General features: G+C 66.4%; 11 protein-coding genes. 3 read left to right on the top strand and 8 right to left on the bottom strand.

The features are described 5' to 3' along the window. Nucleotides 1-89: 89 nt before the first annotated feature. Entirely contained in the window at nucleotides 90-2843 is a 2754-nt protein-coding gene (gene acnA, locus ACZK33_RS11085) for an aconitate hydratase AcnA (protein WP_182267752.1), read from the bottom strand. A 302-nt stretch (nucleotides 2844-3145) separates the two neighbouring features. Here acnA and ACZK33_RS11090 point away from each other — a divergent pair, with 302 nt between their 5' ends. Genes ACZK33_RS11090 through acnB form a run of 3 tightly spaced genes read left to right on the top strand, consistent with a single transcriptional unit; the run spans nucleotide 3146 to nucleotide 6407 of the window. Next, a complete protein-coding gene (locus tag ACZK33_RS11090; protein ID WP_005409505.1) occupies nucleotides 3146-3370 on the top strand; it encodes an AbrB/MazE/SpoVT family DNA-binding domain-containing protein in 225 nt (74 codons plus the stop codon). 6 nt (nucleotides 3371-3376) lie between these two features. Next, a complete protein-coding gene (locus ACZK33_RS11095; protein WP_008267153.1) occupies nucleotides 3377-3775 on the top strand; it encodes a type II toxin-antitoxin system VapC family toxin in 399 nt (132 codons plus the stop codon). A gap of 40 nt (nucleotides 3776-3815) precedes the next feature. After that, entirely contained in the window at nucleotides 3816-6407 is a 2592-nt protein-coding gene (gene acnB, locus ACZK33_RS11100; protein ID WP_049463414.1) for a bifunctional aconitate hydratase 2/2-methylisocitrate dehydratase, read from the top strand. 268 nt (nucleotides 6408-6675) lie between these two features. Here the strand turns inward: acnB and ACZK33_RS11105 are convergent, their stop codons facing one another. The 7 genes from ACZK33_RS11105 to ACZK33_RS11135 form a co-directional block, all read right to left on the bottom strand. Further along, on the bottom strand, nucleotides 6676-7749 hold the full coding sequence (locus ACZK33_RS11105) for a protein-glutamate methylesterase/protein-glutamine glutaminase (RefSeq protein ID WP_201119043.1): 1074 nt from the start codon (nucleotides 7747-7749) through the stop codon (nucleotides 6676-6678). After that, the gene (gene cheD, locus ACZK33_RS11110) at nucleotides 7746-8342 is read right to left on the bottom strand and encodes a chemoreceptor glutamine deamidase CheD (protein WP_008264676.1); all 597 of its coding nucleotides are present in this window, start codon (nucleotides 8340-8342) and stop codon (nucleotides 7746-7748) included. Before cheD ends, ACZK33_RS11105 begins: the two co-directional genes overlap by 4 nt. After that, nucleotides 8339-9208, bottom strand: a complete 870-nt coding sequence (locus ACZK33_RS11115) for a CheR family methyltransferase (RefSeq protein ID WP_088025867.1) — start codon at nucleotides 9206-9208, stop codon at nucleotides 8339-8341. Before ACZK33_RS11115 ends, cheD begins: the two co-directional genes overlap by 4 nt. Before the next feature lie 37 nt (nucleotides 9209-9245). Beyond that, nucleotides 9246-11522, bottom strand: a complete 2277-nt coding sequence (locus tag ACZK33_RS11120; protein ID WP_423175009.1) for a methyl-accepting chemotaxis protein — start codon at nucleotides 11520-11522, stop codon at nucleotides 9246-9248. Between the two features lie 829 nt (nucleotides 11523-12351). Then, entirely contained in the window at nucleotides 12352-14730 is a 2379-nt protein-coding gene (locus ACZK33_RS11125; protein WP_049424617.1) for a methyl-accepting chemotaxis protein, read from the bottom strand. Nucleotides 14731-14831: 101 nt separating this feature from the next. Next, nucleotides 14832-15215, bottom strand: coding sequence for a hypothetical protein (locus ACZK33_RS11130; protein WP_010482470.1), 384 nt, complete (start codon nucleotides 15213-15215; stop codon nucleotides 14832-14834). Nucleotides 15216-15351: 136 nt separating this feature from the next. Beyond that, nucleotides 15352-15843: a chemotaxis protein CheW gene (locus ACZK33_RS11135; RefSeq protein WP_049401162.1), complete on the bottom strand. Its 492-nt coding sequence runs from the start codon at nucleotides 15841-15843 to the stop codon at nucleotides 15352-15354. Between the last annotated feature and the right edge of the window lie 149 nt (nucleotides 15844-15992).

Here is a 15992-nt window from a genome sequence, read left to right on the forward strand (position 1 = left end):
CAAACGCGAAAGCAAAGGGCCGGATCTGTGAGGATCCGGCCCTTTGCGTTTGCTTCCGGGATCCGCCGGGCATGGCCCGGCGCTACCAGTTACTTGGCTGCCAGCTGGCGCAGCACGTACTGCAGCAGGCCGCCATGGCGGAAGTACTCGACTTCCTTCGGGGTCAGCAGCATCACCGAGACTTCGAAGGTCTTCCTGGTGCCGTCGGCCTTGGTCGCGGTGACGGTGGCACGCTTGCTGGCACCGTCCTGCAGGCCGGTGATGTCGATCACTTCCGAACCGTCCAGGCCCAGGCTCTGTGCGTTTTCACCGTTGCGGAACTGCAGCGGCAGCACGCCCATGCCGACCAGGTTGGAGCGGTGGATGCGCTCGAAGCTCTCGGCCACGACCGCCTTCACCCCCAGCAGCAGGGTGCCCTTGGCCGCCCAGTCACGCGACGAGCCGGTGCCGTATTCCTTGCCGGCCAACACCACCAGCGGCACCTTGTCAGCCTTGTACTTCATGGCTGCATCGTAGATCGCCAGCTTCTCCGGCTGGCCGCCGCCGGCCGGGTAGTACAGGGTGTTGCCGCCTTCCTCGCCACCGAACATCAGGTTCTTGATGCGGATGTTGGCGAAGGTGCCGCGGACCATCACGTCATCGTTGCCGCGGCGGCTGCCGTAGCTGTTGAAGTCGGCCGGCTGCACGCCGCGCTCCTGCAGGAAGCGGCCTGCCGGCGAGTCCTTCTTGATGTTGCCGGCGGGCGAGATGTGGTCGGTGGTGATCGAGTCGCCGAACAGGCCCATCACGCGAGCACCGTGCACGTCGTCGATGCTGCCGGTCTGCATGGTCATGCCATCGAAGTACGGCGGGTTCTTGATGTAGGTGGAGGCATCGCTCCACTCGTACAGGTTGCCGTCCGGCGAAGCGATGGTGTTCCAGCGGGTATCACCCTTGAACACATCGGCGTAGTTCTGCTTGAACATCTCCGGGCCGATGGTGGCAGCGATGACGTCGCCGATTTCCTTGTTGCTCGGCCAGATGTCGCGCAGGAACACCGGCTGGCCATCGCTGCCGGTACCCAGCGGTTGGGTGGTCAGGTCGATGTCGGTGGTGCCGGCGATGGCGTAGGCCACCACCAGTGGCGGGCTGGCCAGGTAGTTCATCTTCACTTCGGGGTGCACGCGGCCCTCGAAGTTGCGGTTGCCGGACAGCACCGAGGTGACCACCAGATCGCCGGTGGCGATGCCGGCGCTGACTTCGGTCGGCAGCGGGCCGGAGTTTCCGATGCAGGTGGTGCAACCGTAGCCGACCACGTAGAAGCCGATCTTCTCCAGCTCCTTCAGTACGCCGGCCTTTTCCAGGTAATCGGTGACCACGCGCGAACCTGGGCCGAGCGAGGTCTTCACCCACGGCTGGCGGTTCAGGCCCTTGGCGGCCGCGTTGCGGGCCAGCAGGCCAGCACCGATCATCACCGCCGGGTTGGAGGTGTTGGTGCACGAGGTGATGGCAGCGATGACCACCGCACCATCCTTCAGGCGGACCTTGCGGCCTTCGGTTTCGATGTCCGCGTAGCCCTTGGCCAGCTGCTCGTTGCCGACCGCCGCACCGCCGCCTTCGTTGACGAACGAGGAGACATCGTCGCTGCGCTTGTCACGGTTGGTGGTCAGGCCAACCAGGGCTTCGCGGTAGTTCTTCTGCACGTCTTCCAGCAGCACGCGGTCCTGCGGACGCTTCGGGCCGGCCAGCGACGGCTTCACCGTGCCCATGTCCAGTTCCAGCGTGGTGCTGTACTGCGCGTGCGGGCTGCCCGGTTCGTGCCACAGGCCCTGCGCCTTGGCATAGGCTTCAACCAGATCGATCTGCTCTTCGCTGCGGCCGGACAGGCGCAGGTAGTTCAGCGACTCGGCGTCGATCGGGAAGATGCCGCAGGTGGCGCCGTATTCCGGGGCCATGTTGCCAATGGTGGCGCGGTCGGCCAGCGGCAGGTGCTGCAGGCCGTCACCGTAGAACTCGACGAACTTGCCGACGACGCCCAGTTTGCGCAGCATCTGGGTGACGGTCAGCACCAGGTCGGTGGCGGTGGCGCCCTCGGGCAGCTTGCCGGTCAGCTTGAAGCCGACCACCTGCGGGATCAGCATCGACGACGGCTGGCCGAGCATGGCCGCCTCCGCTTCGATGCCGCCCACGCCCCAGCCCAGCACGCCGATGCCGTTGATCATGGTGGTGTGGCTGTCGGTACCGAACACGGTATCGGGGTAGGCAACCGCCTTGCCGTCCTTGTCCGCCGTCATCACCACGCGGGCCAGGTTCTCCAGGTTCACCTGGTGGACGATGCCGGTGTTCGGCGGCACTACCTTGAAGTTGTCGAAGGCCTTCTGGCCCCAGCGCAGGAAGCCGTAGCGTTCCTGATTGCGCTGGAATTCGATCTTGCCGTTGAGGTCCAGCGCGTCCGGTTTGCCGAACACGTCGACCTGCACCGAGTGGTCGATGACCAGTTCGGAGGGAATCTGCGGGTTGATCTGCTCAGGCGAGCCGCCGAGCTTGACCACCGCGTCGCGCATCGCGGCGAGGTCGACCACGCAGGGCACGCCGGTGAAGTCCTGCAGGACCACGCGCGCCGGCATGAAGGCGATTTCGGTGTCCGGCTCGGCCGCCGGGTTCCAGCGGGCCACGGCTTCGATGTGGTCCTTGCCGACGGTGATGCCGCCGTCCTCGTGCCGGAGCAGGTTCTCCAGCAGGATCTTCATCGAGTAGGGCAGGTGGGAGATATCGAAGCGCTGGCCCAGCGTGGGCAGGCTGAAGTAGTCGTAGGTCTTGCCGCCGACGTTCAGCTGGCTGCGGGTGGAGAACGAATCGCTCATGCGGGGTAACTCCTTCTTGCGGATGGCTTGCAGTGGCCCGCGCATGGGCGGACCTGCTTGCGGTCGCCGCGGGCCTGACGGCCCCGGTGGTCCCAGTATGAACCCCAGACTGAATGGATTCATCCGGGCCGGGTTCCGGCCTGCGGCATCGGTTCCAGACTACAGGGGAAGGTGTATGGCGTATGTCACGTTTGTGGCCGATCCTTTGCGAGGCAAGGGCTGGCGGGTTGCCGGTCCTGTTCAGGGTGGAAGTATGCCCGGGGAAGTATGTATAATTTGTGCATACTCTGGAGGGCCTACCGATGGAAGCCACTGTTGCAGAACGCGGACAGATCACCCTGCCCAAGGCGGTGCGTGATGCCCTCGGCCTGACCAAGGGCACGCTGCTGAAGGTCGAGCTGGACGGCAGCCGCATCATCCTGCGCAAGAGTGTTGACGATGCCATTTCACGGGCGCGCGGCAAGTTCGCGCTGGACGGTTTCGAATCGTCCGACGCAGCGGTACGTGCGGTGCGTGACGAGGAATAAGCCGTGATGATCGCCGTCGACTCTCCGGTGCTGGTCGAGCTGCTCAGCAATGGCCCGCAGGCCGATGCCGTGGAAGCCATCCTCAGGCAGAGCCTGGTCGGTGGCCGCGTGGTGGTCTGCGGCGCGACCCTGGCCGAGGTCTGCGCATCGCTGCGTGGCGGTGCCGAGGTGCTCGAAGCGCTGGAAGAAATGGGCGTGCACTTCAACCCGATGGAAGCCAAGTCGGCGCTGCGCGCCGGCGAGATGCACCGCCGCCACCGCCAGCGCAGCGGCAGCCGCCGCAGCCTGGACGAATTCATGGTCGGCGCCCACGCACTGCTGCAGTGCGATGGCCTGATCACCTGGAACGACACGTTTTACCGCGACTACTTCAAGGGCCTGAAGCTGATCGTGCCGCAAGCCTGAGCCCACTTTTTTTCAACCTACGCATTACCCGGGAGTTGTCATGTTGGAAGCCTACCGCCACCACGTCGCCGAGCGCGCTGCGCTTGGCATCCCGCCGCTGCCGCTGAGCGCGCAGCAGACGGCCGATGTCATCGAACTGCTGAAGAACCCGCCGCAGGGCGAGGCCGAGTTCCTGCTCGACCTGCTGACCCACCGCGTGCCGGCCGGCGTCGATGACGCGGCCAAGGTCAAGGCCTCGTACCTGGCGGCGATCGCCCTGGGCAGCGAGCAGAACCCGCTGATCAGCCGTGAGCGCGCCACCGAACTGCTGGGCACCATGCTCGGCGGTTACAACGTCGCCCCGCTGGTGCAGCTGCTGGACGATGCCAGCGTCGGCACCATCGCCGCCAACGGTCTGAAGAAGACCCTGCTGGTGTTTGATGCCTTCCACGATGTGCAGGAAAAGGCCAAGGCCGGCAACGCCAACGCCCAGGCCGTGCTGCAGAGCTGGGCCGACGCCGAGTGGTTCACCAGCAATCCGGAAGTGCCGCAGAGCCTGACCGTCACCGTGTTCAAGGTGCCGGGCGAAACCAACACCGACGACCTGTCGCCGGCACCGGACGCGACCACCCGCCCGGACATCCCGATGCACGCCCTGGCGATGCTGAAGAACAAGCGCGACGACGCGCCGTTCACCCCTGAAGAAGACGGCAAGCGCGGCCCGATCCAGCAGATCCTCGACCTGAAGGACAAGGGCCACCTGGTCGCCTACGTCGGCGACGTGGTCGGCACCGGTTCCTCGCGCAAGTCGGCCACCAACAGCGTGCTGTGGTGGACCGGCGATGACATTCCGTTCATCCCGAACAAGCGCGCCGGTGGCGTCTGCCTGGGTTCGAAGATCGCCCCGATCTTCTACAACACCATGGAAGATGCCGGCGCACTGCCGATCGAGCTGGACGTGTCGAAGATGGAGCACGGCGATGTGGTCGAGCTGCGTCCGTACGAAGGCAAGGCGCTGAAGAACGGTGAAGTGATCGCCGAGTTCCAGGTCAAGTCCGAAGTGCTGTTCGACGAAGTGCGCGCCGGTGGCCGCATTCCGCTGATCATCGGCCGTGGCCTGACCGGCAAGGCGCGCGAAGCGCTGGGCCTGGCCCCGACCGATCTGTTCCGCCTGCCGGTGCAGCCGGTCGATACCGGCAAGGGCTTCTCGCTGGCGCAGAAGATGGTCGGCCGCGCCTGTGGCCTGCCGGAAGGCCAGGGCATGCGCCCGGGCACCTACTGCGAACCGAAGATGACCTCGGTCGGCTCGCAGGACACCACCGGCCCGATGACCCGTGACGAGCTGAAGGACCTGGCCTGCCTGGGCTTCTCGGCCGACCTGGTGATGCAGTCGTTCTGCCACACCGCCGCTTACCCGAAGCCGGTGGACGTGAAGACCCACCACACCCTGCCGGAGTTCATCTCCACCCGTGGCGGCGTCTCGCTGCGCCCCGGCGACGGCGTGATCCACAGCTGGCTCAACCGCATGCTGCTGCCGGACACCGTCGGTACCGGTGGTGACTCGCACACCCGTTTCCCGGTGGGCATTTCGTTCCCGGCCGGTTCGGGCCTGGTTGCCTTCGCCGCTGCCACCGGCGTGATGCCGCTGGACATGCCGGAGTCGGTGCTGGTGCGCTTCAAGGGCAAGATGCAGCCGGGCGTGACCCTGCGTGACCTGGTCAACGCGATTCCGCTGTACGCGATCAAGTCGGGCCTGCTGACCGTGGCCAAGGCTGGCAAGAAGAACATCTTCTCCGGCCGCATCCTGGAAATCGAAGGCCTGCCGGAACTGAAGGTCGAACAGGCGTTCGAACTGTCCGACGCCTCGGCCGAGCGTTCGGCGGCCGGTTGCTCGGTGCGCCTGAACAAGGAGCCGATCATCGAGTACCTCAACAGCAACATCACCCTGCTGAAGTGGATGATTGCCGAGGGTTACCAGGATCCGCGTTCGCTGCAGCGCCGTATCGAGAAGATGGAAGCGTGGCTGGCCAACCCGGAGCTGCTGGAGCCGGATGCCGATGCCGAATACGCTGCCGTCATCGAGATCGACCTGGCCGACATCCACGAGCCGATCGTGGCCTGCCCGAACGACCCGGACGACGTGAAGACCCTGTCCGAAGTGGCCGGCGCCAAGATCGACGAAGTGTTCATCGGTTCGTGCATGACCAACATCGGCCACTTCCGTGCGGCTGCCAAGCTGCTGGAAGGCAAGCGTGACCTGCCGACCCGCCTATGGGTGGCCCCGCCGACCAAGATGGATGCCTCGGAGCTGACCAAGGAAGGCGTGTACGGCACCTTCGGCGCCACCGGTGCACGCATGGAAATGCCGGGCTGCTCGCTGTGCATGGGCAACCAGGCGCAGATCCGCGAAGGCTCCACCGCGATGTCGACCTCGACCCGCAACTTCCCGAACCGCCTGGGCCGCAACACCAACGTGTACCTGGGTTCGGCGGAACTGGCGGCGATCTGCTCGCGCCTGGGCCGCATCCCGACCAAGGAGGAGTACATGGCGGACATCGGCGTGATCAACGCCAATGGTGCGGAGATCTACCGCTACATGAACTTCGACCAGATCGAGGAATACCAGGACGTGGCCAAGACGGTCGCTGCCTGATGCGGTAACGAAAAGCCCCCGGCTCGCGCCGGGGGTTTTTTGTGAGCGGACGACGCATGGTAGTGCCGGCCGCTGGCCGGCAACCCGTTGAAACGAAGAACCCCGGTGAAAGCCGGTGCCTTTTTTGCCTGATGGCCTGTAGCACCGAGTCCATGCTCGGCTGCTGTTCGCGCCATGCGCGATGAGTCGAGCGTGGCTCGACTCTACAACGGCATCCACGCATGGCGTGGATCTACTGCAAGCGGAGTCCTTGAGCCGGGGCGCGCAATCAGCCGCGCGCCAGCGCCAGCAACCGCTCGGCAATCCGTTCCAGCGGCACCTGCTCCTCGGCGGCGCCGAGCTTGAACGCGGCACCGGGCATGCCCCAGACCACACTGGTGGCCTCGTCCTGCACCAGCGTCGGTGCGCCGGCCTGACGCATCTCCAGCAGGCCGCGTGCACCGTCATCGCCCATGCCGGTGAGAATGGCACCGATGGCGTTGCCGCCAGCGTTCTGCGCGACTGAGCGGAACAGCACATCCACCGCGGGCTTGTGCCGGTTCACGGCCGGGCCGTCGTCGACCCGGCAGCGCCAGCGCGCACCGTCGCGGATGATGCGCAGGTGCTTGCCACCCGGTGGCAGGTAGGCGTGGCCGGGCAGCACGGCTTCGCCGTCGCTGGCCTCGCGTACGGCCATCGCCGAGTGCCGGTCCAGGCGTTCGGCGAAGGCGTTGCTGAAGCTGGCCGGCAGGTGCTGGGTCATCACCACGGCCGGGCCGTCGGCGGGCATGCCTTCCAGCACCACACGCAGCGCTTCGGTGCCACCGGCCGATGAGCCGATCGCGATCAGCCGATCGGTGGTGCGGAACTGCGGTGCAGCTGGCCGCATTGCAGGAGCTGCGTCCAGCAGGAGTTTCGGAGCGGCCGCACGCACCAGCGGGCGCACCCGTGAGCGCGCCGCCATCTTGACCTTGGCGATGATCTCATCGGCGTAGCCCTGCAGGCCGCGCGCGACGTCCAGCTTGGGCTTGGAGACGAAGTCCACCGCGCCCAAGGCCAGCGCCTGCAGCGTGGTGTCGGCGCCGCGTTCGGTCAGCGAGGAGATCATCACCACCGGCAGCGGGTGCAGGCGCATCAGGTTTTCCAGGAACGCCAGCCCATCCATGCGCGGCATTTCCACGTCCAGGGTGATCACGTCCGGGGCCAGGCGCTTGATCTTCTCGCGCGCCAGCAGCGGGTCGGCGGCGGTGCCGACCACGTCGATGGCGGGATCGCTGGACAGGATTTCCGTGAGCATCTGGCGCACAACGGCGGAGTCGTCGACGATCAGGACCCGGCAGGGGGCGTTGCCGGTCAGGGTCATTCGAACAGCTCCACGCCGCCGGTGACCGGGGCCTTGGACAGGCGTGCACGCACCGCCGATTCGGTCGCGGCCACTTCGGCCTCATGGGCATGCGGCAGGCGCTGCACCACCACGCGGCCGGTATCGGCGAAGAACCAGATCTTGCGCGGATGGATGCCGCACAGGTCCTCGGCGATGATCGGAATATGCTCGGCCTGCAGGTACTGGCGCACGAACTCGGCGTTGCGGGTACCGACCGGGTTGCTGGTGAAACCCTTCAGCACGTTGGCACCGCCGAACACCTTGGCCTCGATGCGCTTGCGGTGGGCGCCACGCTTGAGCATGTCGTTGATCAGCAGTTCCATCGCGTAGCTGCCATAGCGCGCAGGTGCGCCGTCGCCGGCATTGCCCTCGGGCAACAGGAAATGGTTCATGCCGCCGATCTTCAGCACCGGGTCGCGCAGGCAGGCCGCCACGCAGGAACCCAGCGTGGTGGTCAGCGCAGTGGTGTCATCGACCACCAGGTACTGGGTCGGCAGCAGCTTGGCCGCAATGGTCTTGAAGCGCGCGTCCTGGTAACGCATCACATCATCGGTGCGCAGCGATGCGTTCATGCGCCTGCCTTTGCCGCACGGCGGTACAGGGTGCGTCCGCAGGGCTGGATCAGGTCGGCGGCATGCAGGTAGTTCTCCGAGTGGCCGGTGTAGAGCAGGCCATCGTCGGACAGGTGCTGTACCAGCCGGCCGAGGATCGCGCGCTGGGTCGGCTTGTCGAAGTAGATCATCACGTTGCGGCAGAACAGTGCGTCGAACGGGCCGCCGACGTCGTAGCGCGGGGCAAGCAGGTTCAATGGGCGGAACTCGATCAGCTCGCGCAGCGCCGGCAGCACGCGGCACTGGCCCTCGTTGGGGCCGCTGCCGCGCTGGAAGTAGCGGCGGCGCAGATCCGGATCGAGGCTGGTGACGCGGTCGATGTTGTAGACGCCGCGGCCGGCGGTGGCCAGCACCTGGGTATCCACGTCGGTGGCGATGATGCGCACCGGAGGCTTCAGCGTGCCGAAGGCCTCGCAGGCAGTGATCGCCATCGAGTACGGCTCTTCGCCGGTGGAGGCGGCGCACGACCACAGCAGCAGCGGCGTGCGGCTGGCGCGCTGCTGCAGCTCCTCGCGCAGCTTGTCGAAGTGGTGCGGCTCACGGAAGAACGAGGTCAGGTTGGTGGTCAGTGCGTTGGTGAACGCCTGCCACTCGTCACCGTCTTCCTGCTCCAAATGGTCCAGATACTGCTGGAAGCTGCGCATGCCCAGCGTGCGCAGGCGGCGCGACAGGCGGCCATAGACCATGTCGCGCTTTGCCGGGGCGAGGGCAATGCCCACGCGCTGGTAGATCAGGTCGCAGACGCGGCGGAAATCACGGTCGGCGAACTCGAATTCGCGTGGGCCGGTGACGATGGGAGTAGGACTTTGCACGGGGGACGTGTCCATCGGCAGAGGCGGCGGCCGAAGCCGCCGCGGGTGGGTCTCAGAATTCCTGCCAGTCGCTGTCGCTGGCGACGAAGGTGCTGGCGTTGCTGCCGGTGCGGCGTACCGGTGCTGGCGTCGGAGCCGGCCGCGGACGCGCCACGGCGGCGGCAACATGCACCGGCTCGACACGCGCGGCCACCGCCTTCATCGCGGCCGAGACCTGGTTGTCCAGGCGGAAGATCGCGACGGCGTCGGCCAGCTGGCCAGCCTGTTCTTCCATCGCGCGCGCGGCAGCGGTGGCTTCTTCCACCAGCGCAGCATTCTGCTGGGTGGTCTCGTCCATCTGCACCACGGTCTGGTTGACCTGCTCGATGCCGGCACTCTGTTCCTGCGACGCTGCGGAGATCTCGGCCATGATGTCGGTCACGCGCTGCACCGAGGCGACGATCTCGCCCATGGTGCTGCCGGCCTGGTGCACCAGGCTGGAGCCTTCGGCGACCTTGCCGACGGAGTCGTCGATCAGGCCCTTGATCTCCTTGGCGGCCGCAGCCGAGCGCTGGGCGAGGGTGCGCACTTCGCTGGCGACCACGGCGAAGCCGCGACCCTGTTCACCGGCACGCGCAGCCTCCACCGCGGCGTTCAAGGCCAGGATGTTGGTCTGGAAGGCGATGCCGTCGATGACGCTGATGATCTCGGCGATCTTCTTCGAGGAGGCTTCAATGGCCGACATCGTGTTGACCACCTGGCCGACCACGCTGCCACCCTGCGAGGCCACACCCTGCGCGCCAATGGCGAGCTGGTTGGCCTGGCGGGCGTGCTCGGCGTTCTGGCGCACGGTGGAGGTCAGTTCCTCCATGGACGCGGCGGTCTCTTCCAGGTTCGCTGCCTGCTGCTCGGTACGGCGCGACAGGTCACTGTTGCCCGAAGCGATCTCACCGGCGGCCAGGGTGATGCTGCCGGCGCTGGCCTGGATCTGGCCGACGATCTGGGTCAGCTGGGTGACGGTGGTGTTGGCGTCGTCCCGCATGCGTGCGAACACGCCCTGGTAGTCGCCGTGCATGCGCGCGGTCAGATCGCCTTCGGCGATGGCCGACAGCAGCTGCGAGAGCTTGCCGAGGTTGTCATCGCTGACCGCCATCATCGCGTTGAGGTTTTCCAGCATCAGGCGGAAATCGTGATCGAAGCGCTGCGCGTCGCCACGGCGGCTGAAGTCGCCTGCGGCGGCGGCACTGGCCAGCTGCTTGATCTCGGCGTTGATGCGGCCGAGGTTGGCCTTGACCGTGTCGACGGTGGTGGTCATCGCGGCCTTCTCGCCGGGGTAGCGCGCGACGTCGCGACTCAGATCGCCCACCGCGTACTGCTGCACCACGTCCAGCACATCGTGCAGGGTCTGCACGTGGCCGCCGACCAGGGCATTGGTTTCCTGCACCATCAGCCCGTACTCGCCGGGGAAGGCGCTGGCATCGATGCGGTAGCTCAGTTCGCCGCCGTCGTGGCGACGCGCCATCTCGCGCTGGCCGCTGATCACCGCGTGCAGCTGCTGCTGCATGCCGGACATCGCCTCCAGCAGTCGGCCGGTTTCGTCATGCGGCTGCGGGCCGATGTGACTGTCCAGCCTGCCAGCGGCGATACCCTCGGCCACGGCCGTGGCCTGCTTCAGCGGCACGGCGATGCGGTTGCCGATGACCCAGCTCAGGGCCAGCACGATCAGCACCAGCACGCCACCAGAGACGGCCATGATGGCGGTGAACACCAACGCCTGCTTCTGCACGTCGTCCATGTAGACGCCGCTGCTGACCACCCAGTTCCAGGGCGCGAACAGGCCGGCGTAGGCGACCTTCTCGACGTCGCCCTTGCTGCCCGGCTTGGCCCAGCGATAGTTGACGAAGCCACCGCCGGCCTTGGCCGCTTCGACCTGGTCGTAGTAGATCCGCACGCCGTCGTCGGTGCGGAAGTCCTTCATGTCCTTGCCGACCAGGTCCTTGCGGAACGGGTGCATCAGCAGGCGGTAGCCGGTGTCGTAGATGTTGAAGTAATACGTGTCGTTCTCGGCGCGCATGACTTCCAGTGCCTGCAGCGCAGCGCTCTTGGCGGCCTCTTCGCTGAGTTCGCCGGTACCGGCCAGGCGGTGGTAGTGCTGCAGGATGCCGTAGCTCAGTTCGACCTGGGTCTTCAGCGCGGTCTTGCGGGTCTCGGTCAGGTCCAGGTACTGCATGCGGGCGGCGATCACCGAGAGCGCGATCACGCCAAGCGCGATGAGCAGCGTCAGCAGGTTGAGCTTGCGCCGGACGGAGAGGTTGCTGAAGTAGTGTTGCCAGCGATGCATGAGATTCATCGAGCAGGACCAGGTCGAAGCGGGCGGGCGGCGCCGTGCCGGTCACAGCGGGACAAGCGGTGACAACCCCGTTATCGGCCGCGCGGGCGGGGGATTGAGGTGCGGTGTCCGAACGTATTCAGGTTTCCTTGCAGCGGCGGCTGCGGCGCTGCCTGCGGCAGGCTTTTGAAGCAACAGCAACAGCAACAGCAACAGCAACAGCAACAGCAACAGCGGTTGGTCGGCTCTGAATTCTCAGTGGGAGGCTGGATCGGGGTGGGCTGGCGGGACACGCCGTAAACCCCGCTCCGCGGTCCGGCCCAGCCGCTGGCGGCTGGGCGTTCGGGCGCTTGCGAAGCAGTGCTTCGCAAGCAAAGCGCCCTCACCCTTGGGGGCTCGATGGCGCCATCCATGGCGCCAACGGTCCCGCCAGCCCACCCCGATCCAGCCCTCTCGGCATTCCTGTGACGGACGGCAAGAGCGTTGGGTTTCCAAGTGGGAAGAGAGGGCAGATCCGTTTTCCTGCGGAAAGCGAATCTGAACCCGGAAGCGGTGCTGTTGCTCTTGCTCTTCTTTCTTCAATCCGGGGTGGACGCGCACGGAAACTGTCCGTGGCCGGGAGGGTGGGCTGCGCAGGGGCGTGAGCCGCATGGATGCAGCGACCGAGCTTATATGGACGTACTTGCAGCGGCCCCTGCGCAGCCCACCTTCCCGGCCAACCCTCAGTAGCCACGCGCCTACCGCGACCACCCCGAGGGGCTTCGCCGTTGGCTGGATATCCAGATACCCCGTAAACAAAAACGCCCCAGCGCAGGGCCAGGGCGTTCTCGTACGTCAGGTCAGGCAGGCATCAGAACTCCTGCCAGTCTCCATCGGCCAGTTCGGTGGCCATCGGACGACCACCGGCGGTGCGGCGGGCCGGCGAGGCGACCGGGGCCGGTGCGGCCGGTGCGGCAGCACGCGGGACCGGGGCAGCGGCGATGCGCGGGGCAACCACGGTCTCGGCTTCATCCACCACGAAGATCGACACGGCCTCGCTGAGGTGACCGGCCTGTTCTTCCATTGCGCGTGCGGCGGCGGTGGCTTCTTCCACCAGCGCGGCGTTCTGCTGGGTGGTTTCGTCCATCTGCACCACGGTCTGGTTGACCTGCTCGATGCCAGCACTCTGTTCCTGCGAAGCCGCGGAGATCTCGGCCATGATGTCGGTCACGCGCTGCACCGAGGCGACGATCTCGCCCATGGTCGCGCCGGCCTTGTGCACCAGCGCCGAGCCGTCGTTGACCTTGCCGACGGAGTCGTCGATCAGGCCCTTGATCTCCTTCGCGGCAGCGGCCGAGCGCTGGGCGAGAGTACGCACTTCGCTGGCGACCACGGCGAAGCCACGGCCCTGTTCACCGGCGCGTGCGGCTTCCACTGCGGCGTTCAACGCCAGGATGTTGGTCTGGAAGGCGATGCCGTCGATGACCGAGATGATCTCGGCGATCTTCTTCGACGAGGCTTCGATGGCCGACATGGTGGTGACCACCTGGCCGACCACTTCACCGCCCTGCGAGGCCACGCCGTGCGCGCCGATGGCGAGCTGGTTGGCCTGGCGGGCATGCTCGGCGTTCTGGCGCACGGTGGAGGTCAGCTCCTCCATCGAGGCGGCGGTTTCTTCCAGGTTGGCGGCCTGCTGCTCGGTGCGGCGCGACAGGTCACTGTTGCCCGAGGCGATCTCGCCGGCGGCCGAGCTGATCGCGCGGCTGGACTGCTTGATGCGGGTGACGATCTCGCTCAGCTGCGCGGCGGTCGCGTTGGCGTCGTCGCGCATGCGGGCGAACACGCCCTGGTAGTCGCCGTGCATGCGCACGGTCAGGTCACCCTGCGACAGTGCGGCGAGCAGGCCGGAGATCTGTTCGATGCTGCCGGCGTTGGCGTCGAGCAGGCCGTTGATCTGCTGGGCCAGCTGCAGGAAGAAGCCTTCCTTGTCGCTGGAATCGATGCGGCCGGACAGGTCGCCGGCAGCAGCCTGGGCGATCACGCGGGCCACTTCGGCTTCCACCTGCGCTTCCTGGGTGCGGTCGCGCCATTCCACCACGTAGCCGACGGTGTCGCCGCCTTCATTGCGGATGGTGGAAACCACCTGGGCGAACTGGGCATCGCCGTACTGCATCGGGCGACGGGCGACGCCGTGTGCCTTCAGGTTGCCCAGCAGGGTCTGGTCCATCTCGCCGCGATGCTCCAGCACGGTGACCGGCTTGCCGATCAGCGAGGCCTGCGCGTCGAAGTCCGGCAGGTCACGGCGCACGTCGTCCTGGTACTGGCTCAGGGTCTGTTGCAGGGCGCGATTGGTGTAGACGATGGTATTGCTGGTGTCGGTCAGGTACACGCCGGTGGAGCTGTAGTCCAGCGCGGTGCGGATGCGCAGGTTCTCGCGGGCGATGGCCTGGTCGGTTTCGGTGCGCTCGCGCAGGTCGCGCTGCATGCGCTGCATCGCCTGCATCAGTTCGCCCACTTCGTCCTGGCGGCTGACGTCGATGTGGCCATCGAGCTTGCCGCCGGCCACATCGTTGGCAACCGAGACGGCGCCGCGCACGCTGCCGACCAGGGCACGGGCAAACAGCCAGACCAGCACCAGGCCGAGTGCGGCGCCGCCCAGCAGGGCGATCACGGTCAGCACGGCCGAGGCGGAGTAGGTGGATTCGGCCTCTTCGCGCGAGGCGCGGGCGAGGCGGTTGTCTTCGGCGATCAGCGCCTCCAGCGCCGAAGCGGCCTTGCGGTGCTTGGTGCGGGTCTCGCCGACGAAGGTATCGATGGCGTCGTCCGGCAGGTCCAGTTCCAGCATCTCGGTGACGCTGTCATAGGAGGCCAGGGCGTCCTTCCACTCCTTGGCGAAGGTGTCGAACAGCTTCTTCTGCTGTGCGTTGTCGACCAGCTTCGGATAGTCCTTGATCGACTTGTCCATGCTGGTACGCAGCTCGACGGTCTGCTTGCGTGCATCAGCCTTGACGTCGTCACTGGCGCGGATCAGCTGCTGGTAGGCGGCGTTGCGGTATTCACCCAGCATGCCGCGCATCTCGCCGGCCATGCGGATGCTCTCCATGCGAGAACCCGCCAGCTCGGTGGTGACGTTGTTCAGCGAGTGCAGGCCGCGATAGGCGACGATACCCTGCAGCAGCATCACCAGCAGGAGGACACCGAAGGTCAGCAGCAGCTTCGGCATCAGTTTCAGGTTGTTGATCCACGGCATGGGCGTTGCGAGCTCCTAAGGCAGACGCGCCCGGGCATCGGGCCCGGTTGCAGCAGAAACCACGCCGGCACCAGGTCCGGCGTGGTTCGACGGACAGCGGATTACTTGATGTTTGCCAGCTTCAGGCCGGCCGGCGAGCTGACTTCGATTTCGGCGCGCGAGGCGTCGCGCTGGATCTTGCCGATCACGCAGACGGTCTTGCCTTCCAGGGTTTCCAGCGGGAAGGAGAACTTGCCGCGGTTCTCGCCAGCGATGCGGGCCGAGAAGGTGTGGCGCGGGAAGGCGCCGCCCATGTACAGGAAGGTCGGCTGGCCTTCGGAACCTTCTGCGTAGCGGGCCTTCTCGACCTTGCCGCAGACCATGCCGTCCTTGCCGACCGAGCGCGGTGCCAGTTCCGGCGGGATCATGTCGGCCGACTGGGCGAACGCGGCGGAAGCAGTGGTGGCCAGGACAGCGGCCGAAACGAACGCAAGCAGGGACTTCATCGAGGTGTATCTCCGGGGATGGTGATGGTCGTTCCGGTTCTGCGCGCTCCTGCGCGACCGGCTTCTGTCCCCCTATCGGCACTGCCGGAGGGAACTGAAGGGCTTTGTGACCAGAACGTGAAGCAGGTCCGTTCGATCAGGCAGCGGCGTCTTCAACGACGCTGGCCTGGCCCATGTCGGCGCTGTCCAGCAGGGTCTCGATGTCGAGCAGGATCAGCATGCGGTCGTCCTGCGTGCCGATGCCGGAGATGAAGCGGGTATCGACGGCGGCGCCGAATTCCGGGGTCGGGCGGATCTGCTCGGCCGACAGCGGGATCACATCCGAGACGCTGTCGACGACGATGCCGACCACGCGGTCGTCGACGTTCAGCACGATCATCACGGTGAAGGCGTCGTAGCGGGCATCGTCCAGGCGCAGCTTCAGGCGCAGGTCGATCACCGGGACGATGGTGCCGCGCAGGTTGATCACGCCCTTGATGTAGTCCGGTGCATCCGGGACCCGGGTCACCGCGTCATAGCCGCGGATTTCCTGGACCTTGAGGATGTCCACGCCGTAGTGCTCGGCACCGAGGGTGAAGCTGAGGAATTCGCCACCGGCGCTGGCGGCGGAGCTGGTCTTGTCGTTCATCGAGGGGTCCTGGTTCTGCCGGAAGTCCCGGTGTCAGGCTCGATATCGGCCCCTCGTCGGGGGACTTTAGGTGCCGGGGGAAGGCATCCACGCATGGCGTGGATCTACACGGGAAGCGCTAGTGCCGGGCGCTGGCCGGCAACCTGGCA

It is taken from the genome of Stenotrophomonas sp. 86156_Sma (assembly GCF_056481625.1).